Origin of the sequence: Caballeronia sp. LZ024 (assembly GCF_031451455.1) — a bacterium.
Classification (GTDB): Bacteria; Pseudomonadota; Gammaproteobacteria; order Burkholderiales; family Burkholderiaceae; genus Caballeronia; species Caballeronia telluris.
The window spans coordinates 1,148,665-1,164,335 of sequence record NZ_JARUXL010000004.1 but is presented as its reverse complement, the minus strand read 5'-3'; the positions used below and the strand labels follow the sequence as shown (position 1 = coordinate 1,164,335).

Sequence of the window (15,671 nt, the reverse complement as noted above, 5' to 3'; positions counted from 1 at the left end):
GCTTGCGCAGGACCTTTCCCGAGTGTGTTTGTGCGCTTAAGCGTTCCTCAACTACGGGCGAGACAGCCTTTCGACTCGCCCGCAACCCGTAGGCTATGCTCGGGCGTGGCGATCATGAACAAGCGGAGCAGCGCGATGAGGGTATTGCTGGTCGAGGACGACCTGATGATCGGTGAGGCCGTGGCGAGCGTGCTAAGGGACGCGAGCTACGCCGTCGACTGGGTGTGCGACGGACAGACCGCGCTCGCGAGCATCGAGACGCAGGTGTACGACGTCGTGCTGCTCGACCTCGGCTTGCCGAAGCGCGACGGTCTCGAGGTGTTGCAGACGGTGCGCGCGTCGATGAATCCGGTGCCGCTCGTCGTCATCACGGCGCGCGATACGGTGGAAGACCGCGTGCGCGGCCTCGACGGCGGCGCCGACGATTACGTGCTCAAGCCGTTCGAAATGACCGAGCTGCTCGCCCGCATGCGCGCGGTGATGCGGCGACGCGGCGGGCTGGCGGCGCCCGTCATGACGAACGGCACGCTCTCGCTCGATCCGGCGACGCGCGAGGCGATCGTCAACGGCCAGGCGACGCGCCTTTCCGGCCGCGAGTTCTCGCTCTTGCAGGCGCTCATGATCCGGCCCGGCGCGATCCTCTCACGCGCCGAACTCGAAGACCGCATCTACGGCTGGAACGAGGAAGTGGAAAGTAACGCGGTCGAATTCATCATCTATTCGCTGCGCAAGAAGCTCGGCAGCGACGCCATCAGGAACGTGCGCGGCGTGGGCTGGATGGTGTCGAAGGAAGGATGAGGCGCGCGTCTTTTTCACCGCGTCCTTTCACCGCGTCTCTTTCACCATCCCTCACACGCGGTAACGGCGAGTAAGAACCCCCGGAAACCGCGCGTTTCTCGCTTCATCGGGGAGACGGTCCCTACGTGAAGATTCATGCATCGACGAGCCACCCGGCGCTTCGATCCAGACAATCACTCTTCACGGAACAGGCCATGACCGTCAGCAACCCGATCGGCAATCACGCCCCGCAATCGCCCGCGCGCACCCTGCCGCTTCAGCGCAACACCGGCACGTCCAGCGCGGCATCGACCAAATCGACGACGACCCCGGCGACACCCACTCGCTCGCTGCCTTCGCATCTCGGCACGACCATCGACACGACCGCCTGATCCGCCGATGCTCGCCCGATACGCCTTTCGCGCCGCATTCGGCGGCGCGCTGATCGCCTGCACGCTGATGCTCGACGGCTGCGCGCTCGCCGCGCTTCCGTGCCGCCTGACTTCCGCGACGCTGAAGATCGTGCCCGTGGTCGGCCACGCGGCGGCGTCGCCGTTCGACGTCTGCGCGAACGCCATCGACTGAGCGCGTGAACCCATGCTTGCCTTCAATACGACGCTCGCCGCCTGCGCGTTCGCGGCCTGCGCGCTGATGCCGTCGGTGGCCGAAGCGCAGAAGCCATTCGAATTTCGCGGCCTGCCGCTTGGCATCACCCTCGACGCGTTCCGCCGCCACGAGGCCGCGCGCGCGACGCCCGCTGGCAGCATCGCGATCTGCGAGACCGATCCCGAAGCCGCCGCGCTCGGCATGAACCTGCGCAATGCCGAGAGCCTGTCGATCGCGTGCAAGTGGGCGCATCGCGCCGACGATGGCTGGCATGCGTCGCAAGCGGTGGTCGACGGCACGCCCGCGCGCGATCACGTCCTGCGCTTTCTCGCGTTGCCGGGCGAAGCGTCGCCGCGGCTTTATCGCATGTCGTTCGTCGTCGATGCCGCCGTGTTTGCCGATCTCACCGATGCGCTCACGTCGAAGTACGGCGCGAGCCGCGTCGAGCGCGAGTACGGCGCATCGAAGCGCGTGTGGGAAAACGCCTCCAGTTCGATCACGCTGGAAACGAACGGTGTCGCCGCGACGGGCCGCGTGATCTATCGCCTGAAGGATCACGAAGCGTACCTGCGCGACGTGATGAACCGATGGCGCTCCGCCACTGCATCGCTGAGTGCGCCATGACCTCGCGACCGACCTTCCTCCTCACCGACATGATCCGACGCAACCGAATCCTTGTTCTTTGTGCCTCCCTTGCGGCAAGCGCCTGTACGTCTTCGCCGCCACGCTCGATCGTCGAGATGCCGACGTTCGCGCCGGCGGTCGCGCAGCCGGTCAACGTCAACACGCAGGGCGCGATCTTCCAGGCGAGCAGTTCGCTCTCGCTCTATGAGACGCCGCGTGCGCAGCGCGTCGGCGACGTGCTGACCATCCGGCTCTCAGAGAACTACGAGGGCAGCAGTTCCGCCGATGCCGCCGCGAGCCGCGCGAGCAGCATCAGCGCGGAAGCCGCCGACAAGTCGACCGGCGCGGCCGCGCGGCTCGCGCGCCTGTTCAACATCGGCTCGGCGAACACGACGTTCAAGGGCGAAGGCAACACGAAGAACGTGAGCGCGATGAACGGAACGCTCGCGGTGTCGGTGATCGGCACGCTGCCGAGCGGCAACCTGATCGTCGCCGGCGACAAGGTCATCGCGATGAGCGGCAACAACGACCGTCTGCGGCTCTCAGGCATCGTGAACCCGAAGGACATCGAGGCGGGCAACTACGTGCCGTCGAATAAGGTTGCCAATGCGCGCATCGAGCAGGCGGGGGTCGGCATGCTCGCCGACTCCACTACGATGGGCTGGTTGCAGCGGCTCTTCTTGAGTGTGCTGACTTTTTAGGGGCGGGCGCGTCGGGAAGCCTACGCGTGCCCGCGAACGCGCTCGGCGGCCCCCGTCTCACCGTGCGGCACGAAGATATACCCCTGCCCCCACACGGTCTGCACATAGCGCGGTTCCGAAGGATCGGTTTCGAGCAGCCGCCGCAGCCGCCAGATCGACACGTCGAGACTCCGGTCGCGATACGACCCCGCCTGTCCGCGCAGCTTCTCGTTCAGTTGCGAGCGCGTGAGCACCATCATCGCGTTCTTCACGAAGATCTTGAGCGTCGCAAACTCGCCGGAACGCAGCGGCACGCGCTCGCCTGCGCGCCGCAATTCGCGCGCGGCAAAGTCCACTTCGAACGGTCCGAAACGATACGGCGGACGATTCTCCGGCGCGCCCGGCACGGCCGCATGACGGCGCCGCATCACCGAGCGGATCCGCGCCACCAGTTCGCGCGGATCGAACGGCTTCGCGAGATAGTCGTCGGCGCCGAGTTCCAGGCCGATCACGCGATCAACCACATCGGCGCGCGCAGTCAGAAAAATCACGGGGATGTCCTCGCCGCTGTCGCGCAATTCGCGCAACGCGCTGATGCCGTCGCGCTCGGGCATCATCACGTCCAGCACGACAATGGAGGGCCGCTCGGCTTCGATACGGCGCTTGAGGCTCGCGCCATCATGCAGCACGGAGACCGCGAAGCCATGCGATTGCAGATATTCGCGAACGAGGTCGCGCACCACGGGGTCGTCATCGACGATCAGTACTTGTTGAGTCATGCGATTCATTTTAAGACGCATCGCGATCTTTCCGCGATACCGAATCGCTTTCCGATTCTTACTGCGCCTGTCTCGCCTGACGTATCCGCACGCACCCGCCCGAACCCGTGCCACTTGGGCCGACCGTAGTTTTTACCGCATGAAACAAGCGCTATTTTCGCCGCGGGACGAAGCGCGCAAACGCTTTCCACAAGACTGCGTAAGATTCCGTAATGCGTTCGCGGCCGCGAGATGTCATTAATTTCGAGATGCGGTAATAAAATTTCGGGATGACTACATCGGTTCTGATCGTCGACGACGACCCCACGGTGCGCGACCTGCTGTGCCGATTTCTGAGAACGCGCGGCTTCGACGTGTCGGTGCTGCACGACGGCGGCGGCCTGCGCCGGCGGCTCGAACTCGAGCGGCCGTCCATCGTCGTGCTCGACATCATGATGCCGGGCACGGACGGATTGCAGACGCTGCGTCAGTTGCGCGCCGCCGGCGACGACATCCCTGTGATCCTCGTCACCGCGTGCGGCAGCGTGACCGACAAGGTGAGCGGCCTCGAAGCCGGCGCCGACGACTATCTCGCGAAGCCCTTCGACCCGCGCGAGCTGCTCGCGCGCATCGAAACGGTGCTGCGCCGCCGCGCGCCCGTGGCGAGCAAGCCGGAGCCGCGCGCGCGCGAGCGCTTCGGCCGCTTCGAAGTCGACTTCGTGACGCGCTCGCTGATGTCGGGCGACGAGCGCATGCCCTTGCGCGACAGCGAGTTCGCGTTGCTGAAGGTGTTCATCAGGCACCCGTACAAGGTGCTCTCGCGCGTGCTGATTCACGATCTGGTACACAGCGACGATCTCGCGTTCCGCGATCGCGGGCTGGACGTGCCTATCTGGCGCCTGCGCCGTATCGTCGAGGACGATCCGTCGAACCCGCGCCACATTCAGACGGTGCGCGGCCAGGGCTACGTGTTCGTCCCGGACGCCGACGGCGCCGCCTTCCCCGGCACGGACGCGCCCGACCGATGACCCTGCGAACGTCTCTGTGCCGCCCGTTCAATTCGCTGTTCGGGCGCATGGCGCTGATCTCCGTGACCGTGCTCGTCGTGGTGCAGGCGGGCTGGTTCACGCTCCTGGCGATCGAGCGTCCGCTGCACGATGCCGACGGCTACGCGCGCGGTCTGCTGCTCGTGATCGAAGCGGCCAACAGCGACGCGACGCTCGGCGGACGCCTCGCGCGCGCGATGCGCGTCCATCTCGTGCCGGTGTGGAACATGCCCGCATCGGTCGCGTTGCGCGATCCCGCGAAGACGCCGCTCGCGCCGCTTGCGCGTCAGCTCGCGGGCGACCTGCCGCCGGGCACGCAACTCGCGGTCGACGGCAATGAGGAGCGCGAGCCGCGCCTCTGGGTGCGCTATCCGACGAGCAGCAACTGGATCGTCACGCCGATCGACCTGCCGCCCGCGCCGCCCTTCATGATGGAATCGATCGCGATGCTCATCGGCGCCGTGGTCCTCTCGCTCTTCGCGACGTGGCAGTTGCAGCGCCCGCTCTCGCGCGTCGCGCACGCGGCCCGCCGCTTCGGCGCGGGCGAGCGGCCGGTGCCGGTCGGCGAGAACGGGCCGCGTGAATTGCGCGATCTGATCGGCGCCTTCAACCAGATGATGCGCACGATCAGCGAGTCCGATGACGACAAGGCCGTGATGCTCGCGGGCATCGCGCACGACCTGAAAGCGCCGCTCACCCGGCTCAAGCTGCGCACGAGCATGCTCGTCGACGACGACGCCGAGCGCAGTCACTTCATGCGCGACATCGATTCGCTCACGCGCATCGTCCAGCAATTTCTGGAGTTCGCGGCGCGCTCGCCCTCGCACGGGCCGGAAGTCGGCGTCGATGCGTTTCTCGCCGAGCAGTTCTCCTTACCGGAGGACAGCGACGCGCCGCTCTTCGCGCTGTCGCTCGAAGCGGGCGACGCGTTTCGCCTGCCGCGCACGTTCATCGACCGGCTGATGACGAATCTCGTCGACAACGCGCTCGAACACGGCGAGCCGCCGGTCGAGATCCGCACCGCGCGGCAGGCGGGCGAGTGGATCGTCGAAGTGCGCGATCACGGTCCGGGCATTCCCGCGGACCGCATCGAGGAAGCGCTCAAGCCGTTCGTGCGGCTCGATCCCGCGCGCAGCGGCGACGGCCATTGCGGGCTCGGCCTCGCCATCGTCGGGCGGCTCGCGGGCGAGCACGGCGGACGCTGCGAAGTGCGCAACGCGACGGGCGGCGGGCTGCTCGTGCGCATCGCGATGCCCGCCGCCGCGCGCCATGAATCACGCGTAGCCGAAATCGCCTGAAGCGATTGCCCGACCGATCACACCATCGACGACGACATGCACCCACTTTTTCTGCGCGACGCCCCGCTTTCGCGCCGCGCGTTCCTGCGCGGCGGCGCCCGTTCGGCGCTCGCATCCGCCGCGGCCGGCGGCTTCGGCACGAGCTTGCTCGCGGCTTGCGGCGGCGCGAACGACAACACGCAGGCCGTCGACACGCCGCGCCTCGTTTCGGTCGAAAACTTCCGCGACATAGCCGGCGATGCAAACGGCTATCCGACCGCCGATGGCCGTCGCCTGCGACGCGGTGTGTTCTATCGCTCGGGCGCCCTCGCGCCCGACGACAACGACGCCGCCACGCTGAACCGCCTGCAGATCCAGGCGGTTCACGACCTGCGCACGCTCGACGAGGCATCGCTCGCACCGGACCGCGTGCCGGCCGGCGCCACGCGCGATCTCGCCGAGATCGCGCCGTTCGACTTCGCCTCCGCCGCGCCCGCCAGCGCAGCCGCCGCGAGCGCGTGGATCGCCGAGGCGCAGCGTTCTCTCGTACTCGATGCGACGGCGCGCGCGCGGCTCGGCGTCGTCTTCACGCGCCTCGCGAACACGGCAGGACCGCAGATCGTTCACGGCGCGGCCGGCAAGGACCGCACCGGTTGGGCCGCCGCGCTGCTGCTCGCGATCGCGGGCGTGCCGCTGGATGTGATCGTGCAGGACTATCTGCTGACCAATAGCGTCGCGGCCTCGGCGATCCAGTCGCGCATCGATGCGCATGCGGCGCGCACGGGCACGGTCGCGGCCAACGTCGCGCCGCTCTTTCGCTCGCAAAGCACGACGCTCGAAGCTGCGTTCGACCAGATGCAGCAGCGCTTCGGCACGTTGACCGACTATCTTGTGAAGGGCCTGGGCGTCGCGCGGGCGGACATCGAAATGCTGCGCGCGAGACTCGTGCTCTGAAGGCAAGAAGCGCCGCGCGGATAAAAAGACGGTCCGTCCCGGGAAGACCCGGGCGGACCGAAGAGGGATCGATATTGAAGCAACTACGAGGCGAAGATAGCAGCGTCTGCACGCCGACATTGGCCGAAGTAAGGCTCGGGAAGGAAGCAGGGATAGCCGGCGAGTGCGCCGTCGATTAATCCGCCCGCGCGACCACCATCTTGTCGACGAGCGCAGCGAGCTTCTGGCGCGCGCTCGCGAAGCGGTCGACGTTCAGTCCGCGCGTCTCGTAGCGCGCCGTCACCAGAATCTGGCCTTGCTTCACGAGCGTGAGGTCGATGGCGGCGAGATAGGAGGTCGGTTCGTCGCTGAACGCGCGGCGGTCCCAGTCGGTGGTCGCGGCGTACACGAGCATCGCTTCGCAGCCGGGCGGTGACGTGCCAGGGTTGTAGACCATCGAGTTCACGCCGCGCCGCTGCAACGCGAGTTGCAGGGTCGGCACGAAGTCGCTCGCGTTGACCGTCTGGTTCAGTTCGATGCAGACCGAGCGCAGCGTCGCAGGCGTGCCCGTGACGAACGACGGCGACGAATAGTTCGATGCCACCGTGAAGCCCGCCTGCACAAGCGAGCCGGCGGCGTCGGCGGCGGAGATGAGCGTCCACGCGCAGCCCGAGAGCAGGTTCGCGCCCACGACCGACACGCACGCCGCCGCGAACTTCGCACGATTCATCGCACGCATCGCGGGCGCTTCAGCGCACGACGCGAAGGCGAAGCACGTTCGGGCCGTCGATGGTCGCCGTCAGCGCGACGGGACGCACGGCGCGGACGCCGCCTTCGTTCGCGCGAATCACGAAATGCTGGCGCGTCGCGGTGTTGACGTCGTGCCTCACGTCGGGAAAGCACGCGGCGATATCCGCACCGAGTTCCTGCAGCGGATCGGCGACGACGCCGTCCGCGCCCCAGTGCGCCTGCCAGCGGCAATCGTATGCATGAGCGCTCGCGCGGCAGGTGCCTTGTCCGGGCGCGCCAGCGGGCATCGGCGGATGCGCGGCATCGAGTGTGCTGAAGGACTTCGCCGCGACGATCGCCTTGAGCGCGGAGCAGACGTCGGGAAGATCTTCGGCGAAGGCATGCGTCGGCGTGGCGAATGCCAGGAACGCGACGGAGGACGCGGCGAGCGCGCTCTTGAGCGCGGAGGAACAGGAACGGATACGAAGACGTGCTTGCATGGCTTGACGGTGCGTTTATCGAGGGTTGGTTCACATGGCGCAATCGATTGATCGCGCATCGTCATGTTCGGGCAACCTTGCACCGCGCAAAGCGGCAAGCAACGTTCGTCTTCGCGAAGTCCTTTCGAGGTGTTATCGGCTATTGCAGCAAGTTTCGCTCAGCAATCGAGCGCGAGGCCCACGCGGGCGCGTTGCAGCATCCGCTGGCAGCGCGCGGACAGGTTCGTGAGCGTCAACTGTTTGCCGGCCTTTTCGTAACGCTCGTTGATGGCCTCGACCGCCGCGATGGCGGAATGATCGGCGAAACGCAGATGACTGCAATCGATCGTCACGTGTTGCGGATCGTTCAGCGGATCGAACAAGCCCTGGAAATGCGCGCTCGATGCAAAAAAGAGCGTGCCGTGCGGGACGTAGGTTCGCGCGCCCGCCTCGTCTTTCCTGTCGCTGCGGATGTCGCCCGCGTGCTGCCACGCGAAGTTCAGCGCCGCAATCACGACGCCGCAGAGGACGGCGATCGCCAGGTCGGTGAACACGGTGATCGTCGTGACCGCGACGATCACGAGCGCGTCGTTGCGCGGCACCTTGTTCAACACGCGCAACGAACCCCACGCGAACGTCTGCTGCGCCACGACGAACATCACGCCGACGAGCGCGGCGAGCGGAATGCGCTCGATCAGCGGCGAGAAGAACAGGATGAAGAGCAGGATCATCACGCCGCTCGTCACGCCCGACAGGCGCGAACGTCCGCCGGAACTCAGGTTGATCATCGTCTGGCCGATCATCGCGCAGCCGCCCATCGCACCGAACAGGCCCGACACCACATTGGCCGCGCCGAGCGCGATGCATTCGCGGTTCGGCTGGCCGCGCGTTTCGGTCAGTTCGTCGGTGAGGTTGAGCGTGAGCAACGTTTCGAGCAGCCCGACGACCGACATCAGCACCGCGTAGGGGAACACGATGGAGAGCGTCTCGAAGTTGAACGGCACGCTCGGGATCGCGAAGGTCGGCAGGCCGCCCGCGATGTGCGCCATGTCGCCGAGTGTTCGCGCCGGCAGGTGCAGGAGTTGTGCGAACACGCCGACACCCACGATCGCGACGAGCGCAGGCGGCACCGCCTTCGTCAGGCGCGGCAGCAGGTAGACGATGCACATCGTCAGCGCGACTAGGCCGCACATCAGCCAGAGCGCGTCGCCGTGAAGCCAGGCGACGCCGGCGGGCGTCGTCTCCTTGAAGTGTTCGAGCTGCGCCATCGCGATGATGATCGCGAGGCCGTTCACGAAGCCGAGCATCACGGGATGCGGCACCATGCGGATCAGCTTGCCGAGCCGCAGCAGCCCGAACAGGATCATCAGCGCGCCGCCGAGGAGGACGGTCGCGAGCAGATATTGCACGCCGTGCTGTACGACCAGCGCGACGATGACCACCGCCATCGACCCGGCCGCGCCCGAAATCATGCCCGGACGACCGCCGAAGAGCGCCGCGATCGTGCAGATGAAGAACGCGCCGTAGAGGCCCATCAGCGGGTTCAGTTGCGCGACGAGCGCGAACGCGATGCACTCGGGAACGAGCGCGAATGCGGACGTGAGGCCCGCGAGCACATTGCTGCGCATGTCCGCAAACCGGCTGGTTTCGGCGGTGAGAACTTCCATGAGATGTCCGGGAACTGTTGGGGCGAAGCGGGGAACGCGATGGGCTGGCGTCGCGATGAATCGACTGCGGAGGCAAGGATTTTACATTAGCCCGTCATTGCGCGCTGACGGCGCGATGGCCGGCGCGGCGCGTATCATGGGGTATCCGGTTGTCCTTCAAGCTCCAACGCCATGCCAGTCTACGATTACGCGTGCGCCGACTGCGGCGCTTTCGAAGTGGTCCGCCGCATTGCCGAACGCGACGATCCCGCTCTTTGCCCACGATGCGGAACGGCCGCGACGCGCGTCGTGATCGGCGCGCCGACGCTCGGAGGCGACTCGTCACGCATGCAGGACGACTCGGCGGGCAGCTACGGAATGCGTCATCGCGGCGGGTGTTCGTGCTGCGGATGAAGCCAAATGCAACGGGGACCCGCCGTGAGGCCGGGTCCCCGCATTGATTCAAGGCCGAAGCGAAACGCGCCTTAAACCGCCATCACCGAAACGGCCTTGGTGACGAGATACGCTTCCATCGCTTCGGGTCCGCCCTCGGACCCGTATCCGGAATCCTTGACGCCGCCGAACGGCATTTCCGGCGAAGGCGTGGCGGGCTGGTTGATCCACAGCATGCCGACTTCCAGCTGCTGCGACAGCAGATGCACGTTCTTGAACGACTTCGTGAACGCATAGCCCGCCAAGCCATACGGCAGACGATTCGCTTCGCCGATTGCCTCTTCCAGCGTGTCGAAGCCGCGCACGGCCGCCACCGGACCGAACGGCTCGTTGTTGAACACGTCGGCGTCCAGCGACACGTTGGTCAGCACCGTCGGCGCAAAGAAGTTGCCTTCCGACCCCACGCGCTCGCCGCCCGTTGCGACCGTCGCGCCCGTTGCGCGCGCGTTTTCGAGCACCTTGTCCATTGCCGTGAGACGGCGCGCGTTCGCGAGCGGCCCGAGCGTCGTGCCTTCCGCGAGACCGTCGCCGAGCTTCAGGCTTTCCGCGTGCTTCACGAGCGCCTGCACGAATTCCTCGCGGATGCTGTTATGCACGAGAAAGCGCGTCGGCGAAATGCAGACCTGCCCCGCGTTGCGGAACTTCGCGCCGCCGGAAGCCTTGACGGCCAGCGCGACATCCGCGTCCTCCGCGACGATCACCGGCGCGTGGCCGCCCAGTTCCATCGTCGCGCGCTTCATGTGCGAACCCGCGAGCGCGGCAAGCTGCTTGCCGACGGGCGTCGAGCCGGTGAACGTCACCTTGCGGATGACCGGATGCGGAATCAGGTAGCCGGAGATCTCGGCGGGGTCGCCGAACACGAGGCCGACCGTGCCGGCCGGCACGCCCGCATCGACGAATGCCTGCAGGAGGCCGGCGGGCGACGCCGGCGTTTCTTCGGGCGCCTTCACGAGGAACGAGCAGCCGCTCGCGAGCGCCGCGCTCAGCTTGCGCACGACCTGGTTGACCGGGAAATTCCACGGCGTGAACGCGGCGACCGGCCCGATCGGTTCCTTGATGACGAGCTGCTGCGCGGACAGGTTGCGCGACGGCACGATCCGGCCATAGACGCGGCGCCCTTCGTCCGCGAACCATTCGATGATGTCCGCGGCCGCGAGCACTTCGACGCGCGCTTCCGGGAACGGCTTGCCCTGCTCCTGCGTCATCAGGCGCGCGATGTCGGCGGCGCGCTCGCGCACGAGGGAAGCGGCTTTGCGCATCGTCGTGGCGCGCTCGTTGGCCGGCACCTTGCGCCATGCCTCGAAGCCCTTCTGCGCGGCTTCGAGCGCGCGGTCCAGATCGGGGATGCCGGCGTGCGCGACCTTGCCGATGGGCTTGCCGGTCGCCGGATTGACGACGTCGAGCGTCTTGCCGCTCAGGGCGTCGCACCATTCGTTGTTGATGAGGAGCCGGGTGTCTGTGTAGCCTGAAGTAGCCATGTCGTGTTCCTTACGGTTGAAGGGTCGCCGCTCATCGGATGCAATCGGGACGCGGCGGCCGGTGATGCGGGACCACCATCGATCTTATCCGATTAAGCAGAAATGCTCAGGATCGCCATGCGGATCACATGGAGGCGTCGAGCATCGTCAGATAGTCGTCGGGCGAAGCTTCGCGCGGATTGGTCTTGTGGCTGTGGTCCTTCAGCGCGCCCGCGACGATGCGCGGGAACATCTCGCGCGTCACGCCCAGTTCGGCGAGCCCGGCCGGCAGTCCGAGCTTCGCGGTCATCGCGCGGATCGCCGGGCCGACTTCCTCGCCGCTTGTCAGACTCATGGCCTGCGCAATGCGTTCGAGCTTGCCCTCTTCCTTCATCGACGAAGCCGCGCTGTTGAACGCGATCACGGCGGGCAGAAAGATCGCGTTGAGCGTGCCGTGATGCAGGCGCGGATCGATGCCACCGAGCGAATGGCTCAGGCTGTGCACGCAACCGAGCCCCTTCTGGAACGCCAGCGCGCCCTGCATCGACGCGCTCATCATGTTCAGTCGCGCTACGCGGTCGCTGCCATCGCGCGTTGCCCGCTCGATGTGACGCCACGCGCGCCAGAGGCCATCGAGCGCGATGCCGTCGGCGGGCGGATTGAACGCAGGCGCCATGAAGGTTTCGAGGCAATGCGCGATCGCGTCCATGCCGGTGGCGGCCGTGAGCATCGGCGGCAGGCCTGCCGTCAGGTCCGGATCGCAGATCGCCACCTTCGGCACGACATGGGGCGAGATCACGCCGACCTTGCGGCCGTCGTCGAGAATCAGGATCGCGCCGCGGCCGACTTCGCTGCCGGTTCCGGCCGTCGTCGGGATCGCGATGACGGGCGCGGTCGCCGACGTGATGCGCGCCGCGCCGCCTTCGATCAGCGCGAAACTTTGCAGCGGGCCTTCGTGCGTCGCGCAAACGGCGACGCCCTTCGCCAGATCGATCGACGAGCCGCCGCCGACCGCGATCACGCCGTCGCAATCACCCGCGCGGTACGCCGCGACGGCATCGCGCACGGCGGATTCGTTCGGATTCGGCGGCGTGCGGTCGAATACCGCTACGGGCGTCGCGTCCGGGAGTGCGGCGAGCACGGTATCGAGAATGCCGGCGGCACGAATGCCCGCGTCCGTCACGATGAGCGGACGACGAATGCCGATGCGCTCGCATTCGCCGGCAAGCAGGCGGATCGCGCCGCAGTCGAACTGGATCTGGGTGATGTAGTTGATGAGGGACATGGATGGCTGACGCGAAGTTATACGAGCGGGAGATTCACCCAGTATAGTGAGCAAACGCTCGCCCCGATATTGACGACTTTTGATACCGTTATAACTTTCTCTCAAGGCAGGCGCTTCAGGCCGTATTTCCGCATGACACCCACGCTCAATTCGATCATCTCCCGGTTGCACGTCAAGCAACTGCGGCTTCTGATCGCGCTCGGAGAACATGGCTCACTGCTCGGCGCCGCGAAGCAACTCGCCCTGACGCAGCCCGGCGCGAGCAAGGCGCTGCACGAGATCGAAACGACCTTCGGGACGCCGCTCTTCGTGCGCACAAATCGCGGACTCGAACCCAACGCGGCCGGTCATTGCGTGCTTCGTTACGCGCGGCTCATCCATACCGATCTCGCGCATCTGCGCGAGGAGATCGTCGGCATCATGCGCGGCGCGGGCGGTCGGGTCTCGGTCGGCGTCATCATGGGCGCCGTGCCGCTCCTGACGGACGCGATCACCGCCGTGATGGAGGAGCAGCCGGAGATGTCGGTGGAAATCGTCGAGGACACGAGCGCCACGCTGCTCAGCCTGATCGATGCCGGCCGGCTCGACCTCGCCGTTTGCCGCACCAGTGTGAGCCAGACGCCGTATCTGTACGACAGCGTGTTCGTGCAGGACGAGACGCTCGCGGTCATCGCGAACACGACGCATCCGCTTGCGCGGCGCCGCCGTCTTTCGCTCGGCGATCTCGCGCGTTACCGGTGGATCGTGTACCGCGCGAACATGCCGATGCGCGTGTTGCTCGAACGCGAATTCCACGATGCCGGGCTGCGGTTTCCCGCGCATCTGCTGGAGACGACGTCGGCGTTCGCGACGCTTTCGCTATTGCAAAAGAATGCGGCACTGGTCGCGCTGGTTTCGGTCGACGTCGCGAGGTTTTGCACGGAGCATGGCGTTGCGTGCACGCTGCCGCTGAAGCTGTCGTCGCAGAGCGAGGCGTATGAGCTGGTGACGCGGCGCGATGCCCCGCTGTCGCCGGGGGCGCGGATGTTGATGGGGGCGATCGTGGGGGCGCGCGATCCTAGCGTATAGCGGCCACTCGCCTCTTCGCCAGCCACCTCACCGCCAGCAAACATCCGACCATCACGGTCAGCGACAACACCGTCGTCATCGTCCCGAGCGCGTAGATCACCGGTGTGGTGACCGATGTCGTCAGCCCCTGGAGTTCCAGCGGCAGCGTGTTCTGCTCGCCGATGGCCTGCGAGGTCCGCGCGATCTCGTCCCATGACAGCGTGAACCCGAACATCCCGACGCCGATGACCGAAGGCCCGATGATCGGCAACACGACATGTCTGAACGTCTGCCACGGCGTGCTTCCGAGATCGCGCGACGCTTCCTCGTAAGCCGGATTGAAGCGGTTGAACACCGCGAACATCACCAGCAGCCCAAAAGGCAACGTCCACGTGAGATGCGCGCCCAGTGCCGACGTGAAGAGCCCCATCGACGTCGTATAGCTGTCGGCAAACGACTCGAATCCCCAAGCCGCGGCGAGATACTTGATGCCGTTGTCGAGCAACCGGAACGTCAGCCCGATCCCGAGCGACACGATGATCGAAGGCATGATGAGACTCGCCACCGACACATAGAACACAGCGGTATCGCCACGAAAACGCCGTCTGAACGCCAGCCCCGCCGCGACCGAGAACAGCACCGTCAGCACCGTCACCGCGAGCGCGAGGCGCACCGAGCGCCAGAACGCACCCCAGATGTCGATATCGCCGACACCGTTGCGAAGCGCCTCGAACCAGTGCAGCGACACGCCGCGCATCGGAAACGTCAGACCGCCTTCGGGACCCTGAAACGACAGAATGAAGATCGTGATGACGGGACCATAAAGAAACAGCACGAAGAGCCCGAACACGAGCGCGAGCCAGTAGAAGCTCGCCGGCCGATGCTCGCGGTGATGCCTGAGCGCACGCGTCGTCATGTCAAAGCTCCTTTCGAATATCGACGACGCGCGTCAGCGCCCAAACGATCATCAGCACGACCGCGAGCAACACCACCGCATTGGCCGCCGCCGCGGGAAACTGCAGATAGCCCGTCTGCACCTGAATGATCTTGCCGACCGATGCGATCTGCTGGCCGCCCATCACGCCGACCGTGAGGAAGTCGCCCATCACGATCGTAATGACGAAGATCGAACCGATCACGATCCCCGTCTTCGAAAGCGGAAGCACCACGTCGCGGATCACCTGCCAGCCGCTTGCGCCCGCGTCGCGCGCGGCTTCCAGCAGCGAGCGGTCGATGCGCATCATCGCGTTGAAGATCGGCACGATCATGAAGAACGTGTACAGATGCACGAACGCGAGGGCCACGGAGAAGTTCGAATACAGCAGCCATTCGAGCGGCTGATCGATCATATGCGCGCCGATCAGCGCCTGATTGACGAGCCCGTTGCGGCCGAGCAGCGGAATCCACGAGATCATGCGGATCACGTTCGAGGTCCAGAACGGAATCGTGCAGACGAGAAAGAGCACGGTCTGCATCGCGGTCGTGCGCACATGGAACGCGAGGAAATACGCAAGCGTGAAGCCCAGCAGCAGCGTGACGGCCCACACGATCGCGCAGAACTTGATCGTCGACCAGTAGGTCTTGAACGTGACGCACATATCTGTCATCGACGAGCAGCCGTCGAAGATCGCCGCGTAGTTCTTCAGCGTGAATGCCGGGATGATCTGGTACTCGTTGAAGTCCCAGAAGCTCACGATCAGCGTGATCAGAAGCGGCACGATGAAAAAGAGCGCGAAGGTCAGCGTGAGCGGCGTGGCCTGCAGCCACGCGCTCACGCGCCGGTGTCGCACGGGCGCATCCCCGGCGCGAGGAAGGAACTCGATCGAAGCCATAGGCGGTGTTCGTCCGGAGACGGCCGGCATCTCGCCGGCCGT

General features: G+C 66.1%; 18 protein-coding genes. 10 read left to right on the top strand and 8 right to left on the bottom strand.

Annotated elements, in window-relative coordinates:
• The first annotated feature begins 135 nt into the window (after positions 1 to 135).
• The 5 genes from QCE48_RS27610 to QCE48_RS27590 all read left to right on the top strand — a co-directional run bounded on the left by QCE48_RS27610 (position 136) and on the right by QCE48_RS27590 (position 2,708).
• Entirely contained in the window at positions 136 to 798 is a 663-nt protein-coding gene (locus QCE48_RS27610; RefSeq protein WP_309783716.1) for a response regulator transcription factor, read from the top strand.
• A 194-nt stretch (positions 799 to 992) separates the two neighbouring features.
• Complete coding sequence (locus tag QCE48_RS27605) at positions 993 to 1,169, top strand: hypothetical protein (RefSeq protein WP_309781667.1); 177 nt, start codon at positions 993 to 995, stop codon at positions 1,167 to 1,169.
• A gap of 7 nt (positions 1,170 to 1,176) precedes the next feature.
• On the top strand, positions 1,177 to 1,362 hold the full coding sequence (locus QCE48_RS27600; RefSeq protein ID WP_116563485.1) for a DUF6726 family protein: 186 nt from the start codon (positions 1,177 to 1,179) through the stop codon (positions 1,360 to 1,362).
• A gap of 12 nt (positions 1,363 to 1,374) precedes the next feature.
• Positions 1,375 to 2,007, top strand: a complete 633-nt coding sequence (locus tag QCE48_RS27595) for a hypothetical protein (RefSeq protein ID WP_309781663.1) — start codon at positions 1,375 to 1,377, stop codon at positions 2,005 to 2,007.
• 29 nt (positions 2,008 to 2,036) lie between these two features.
• The gene (locus tag QCE48_RS27590) at positions 2,037 to 2,708 is read left to right on the top strand and encodes a flagellar basal body L-ring protein FlgH (protein WP_309783715.1); all 672 of its coding nucleotides are present in this window, start codon (positions 2,037 to 2,039) and stop codon (positions 2,706 to 2,708) included.
• Positions 2,709 to 2,728: 20 nt separating this feature from the next.
• On the opposite strand, the gene QCE48_RS27585 is transcribed toward QCE48_RS27590, so the two are convergent.
• A complete protein-coding gene (locus QCE48_RS27585) occupies positions 2,729 to 3,466 on the bottom strand; it encodes a response regulator (RefSeq protein WP_309781661.1) in 738 nt (245 codons plus the stop codon).
• Positions 3,467 to 3,735: 269 nt separating this feature from the next.
• On the opposite strand from QCE48_RS27585, the gene QCE48_RS27580 reads away from it, so the two are divergent.
• The 3 genes from QCE48_RS27580 to QCE48_RS27570 are packed head-to-tail and all read left to right on the top strand — an operon-like array spanning position 3,736 to position 6,722.
• A complete protein-coding gene (locus tag QCE48_RS27580; RefSeq protein ID WP_309781659.1) occupies positions 3,736 to 4,473 on the top strand; it encodes a response regulator in 738 nt (245 codons plus the stop codon).
• Positions 4,470 to 5,789, top strand: a complete 1,320-nt coding sequence (locus tag QCE48_RS27575) for an ATP-binding protein (RefSeq protein WP_404981851.1) — start codon at positions 4,470 to 4,472, stop codon at positions 5,787 to 5,789. The genes QCE48_RS27580 and QCE48_RS27575 overlap by 4 nt, the downstream gene beginning before the upstream one ends.
• A 36-nt stretch (positions 5,790 to 5,825) precedes the next feature.
• Entirely contained in the window at positions 5,826 to 6,722 is an 897-nt protein-coding gene (locus QCE48_RS27570; RefSeq protein WP_309781657.1) for a tyrosine-protein phosphatase, read from the top strand.
• 175 nt (positions 6,723 to 6,897) lie between these two features.
• Here QCE48_RS27570 and QCE48_RS27565 read toward each other — a convergent pair whose 3' ends face one another.
• From QCE48_RS27565 to QCE48_RS27555, 3 genes are all read right to left on the bottom strand, one after another.
• On the bottom strand, positions 6,898 to 7,431 hold the full coding sequence (locus tag QCE48_RS27565; RefSeq protein ID WP_309781656.1) for a hypothetical protein: 534 nt from the start codon (positions 7,429 to 7,431) through the stop codon (positions 6,898 to 6,900).
• A 19-nt stretch (positions 7,432 to 7,450) separates the two neighbouring features.
• On the bottom strand, positions 7,451 to 7,930 hold the full coding sequence (locus QCE48_RS27560; protein ID WP_309781654.1) for a hypothetical protein: 480 nt from the start codon (positions 7,928 to 7,930) through the stop codon (positions 7,451 to 7,453).
• Between the two features lie 158 nt (positions 7,931 to 8,088).
• A complete protein-coding gene (locus QCE48_RS27555; protein WP_309781652.1) occupies positions 8,089 to 9,576 on the bottom strand; it encodes a SulP family inorganic anion transporter in 1,488 nt (495 codons plus the stop codon).
• A 171-nt stretch (positions 9,577 to 9,747) separates the two neighbouring features.
• On the opposite strand from QCE48_RS27555, the gene QCE48_RS27550 reads away from it, so the two are divergent.
• Positions 9,748 to 9,969 (top strand): zinc ribbon domain-containing protein, encoded by a 222-nt coding sequence (locus QCE48_RS27550; protein WP_309781650.1) that lies wholly within the window; start codon positions 9,748 to 9,750, stop codon positions 9,967 to 9,969.
• A gap of 71 nt (positions 9,970 to 10,040) precedes the next feature.
• On the opposite strand, the gene QCE48_RS27545 is transcribed toward QCE48_RS27550, so the two are convergent.
• Both QCE48_RS27545 and QCE48_RS27540 read right to left on the bottom strand, forming a co-directional pair.
• Entirely contained in the window at positions 10,041 to 11,486 is a 1,446-nt protein-coding gene (locus QCE48_RS27545) for an NAD-dependent succinate-semialdehyde dehydrogenase (RefSeq protein ID WP_087628319.1), read from the bottom strand.
• Positions 11,487 to 11,610: 124 nt separating this feature from the next.
• Complete coding sequence (locus QCE48_RS27540) at positions 11,611 to 12,750, bottom strand: iron-containing alcohol dehydrogenase (RefSeq protein ID WP_309781647.1); 1,140 nt, start codon at positions 12,748 to 12,750, stop codon at positions 11,611 to 11,613.
• A 132-nt stretch (positions 12,751 to 12,882) separates the two neighbouring features.
• On the opposite strand from QCE48_RS27540, the gene QCE48_RS27535 reads away from it, so the two are divergent.
• Positions 12,883 to 13,818 (top strand): LysR family transcriptional regulator, encoded by a 936-nt coding sequence (locus QCE48_RS27535; protein WP_309781644.1) that lies wholly within the window; start codon positions 12,883 to 12,885, stop codon positions 13,816 to 13,818.
• On the opposite strand, the gene QCE48_RS27530 is transcribed toward QCE48_RS27535, so the two are convergent.
• Positions 13,808 to 14,713: an ABC transporter permease gene (locus QCE48_RS27530; RefSeq protein ID WP_309781642.1), complete on the bottom strand. Its 906-nt coding sequence runs from the start codon at positions 14,711 to 14,713 to the stop codon at positions 13,808 to 13,810. The genes QCE48_RS27535 and QCE48_RS27530 overlap by 11 nt on opposite strands.
• Before the next feature lies 1 nt (position 14,714).
• Complete coding sequence (locus tag QCE48_RS27525; protein ID WP_309781641.1) at positions 14,715 to 15,629, bottom strand: ABC transporter permease; 915 nt, start codon at positions 15,627 to 15,629, stop codon at positions 14,715 to 14,717.
• Positions 15,630 to 15,671 lie beyond the last annotated feature (42 nt).

Bases quoted from the DNA above. Each gene is read 5' to 3' on its own strand.
- QCE48_RS27610 (WP_309783716.1), top strand. From the start codon at position 136: ATGAGGGTATTGCTGGTCGAGGACGACCTGATGATCGGTGAGGCCGTG.
- QCE48_RS27605 (WP_309781667.1), top strand. From the start codon at position 993: ATGACCGTCAGCAACCCGATCGGCAATCACGCCCCGCAATCGCCCGCG.
- QCE48_RS27600 (WP_116563485.1), top strand. From the start codon at position 1,177: ATGCTCGCCCGATACGCCTTTCGCGCCGCATTCGGCGGCGCGCTGATC.
- QCE48_RS27595 (WP_309781663.1), top strand. From the start codon at position 1,375: ATGCTTGCCTTCAATACGACGCTCGCCGCCTGCGCGTTCGCGGCCTGC.
- QCE48_RS27590 (WP_309783715.1), top strand. From the start codon at position 2,037: ATGATCCGACGCAACCGAATCCTTGTTCTTTGTGCCTCCCTTGCGGCA.
- QCE48_RS27585 (WP_309781661.1), bottom strand. From the start codon at position 3,466: ATGACTCAACAAGTACTGATCGTCGATGACGACCCCGTGGTGCGCGAC.
- QCE48_RS27580 (WP_309781659.1), top strand. From the start codon at position 3,736: ATGACTACATCGGTTCTGATCGTCGACGACGACCCCACGGTGCGCGAC.
- QCE48_RS27575 (WP_404981851.1), top strand. From the start codon at position 4,470: ATGACCCTGCGAACGTCTCTGTGCCGCCCGTTCAATTCGCTGTTCGGG.
- QCE48_RS27570 (WP_309781657.1), top strand. From the start codon at position 5,826: ATGCACCCACTTTTTCTGCGCGACGCCCCGCTTTCGCGCCGCGCGTTC.
- QCE48_RS27565 (WP_309781656.1), bottom strand. From the start codon at position 7,431: ATGAATCGTGCGAAGTTCGCGGCGGCGTGCGTGTCGGTCGTGGGCGCG.
- QCE48_RS27560 (WP_309781654.1), bottom strand. From the start codon at position 7,930: ATGCAAGCACGTCTTCGTATCCGTTCCTGTTCCTCCGCGCTCAAGAGC.
- QCE48_RS27555 (WP_309781652.1), bottom strand. From the start codon at position 9,576: ATGGAAGTTCTCACCGCCGAAACCAGCCGGTTTGCGGACATGCGCAGC.
- QCE48_RS27550 (WP_309781650.1), top strand. From the start codon at position 9,748: ATGCCAGTCTACGATTACGCGTGCGCCGACTGCGGCGCTTTCGAAGTG.
- QCE48_RS27545 (WP_087628319.1), bottom strand. From the start codon at position 11,486: ATGGCTACTTCAGGCTACACAGACACCCGGCTCCTCATCAACAACGAA.
- QCE48_RS27540 (WP_309781647.1), bottom strand. From the start codon at position 12,750: ATGTCCCTCATCAACTACATCACCCAGATCCAGTTCGACTGCGGCGCG.
- QCE48_RS27535 (WP_309781644.1), top strand. From the start codon at position 12,883: ATGACACCCACGCTCAATTCGATCATCTCCCGGTTGCACGTCAAGCAA.
- QCE48_RS27530 (WP_309781642.1), bottom strand. From the start codon at position 14,713: ATGACGACGCGTGCGCTCAGGCATCACCGCGAGCATCGGCCGGCGAGC.
- QCE48_RS27525 (WP_309781641.1), bottom strand. From the start codon at position 15,629: ATGGCTTCGATCGAGTTCCTTCCTCGCGCCGGGGATGCGCCCGTGCGA.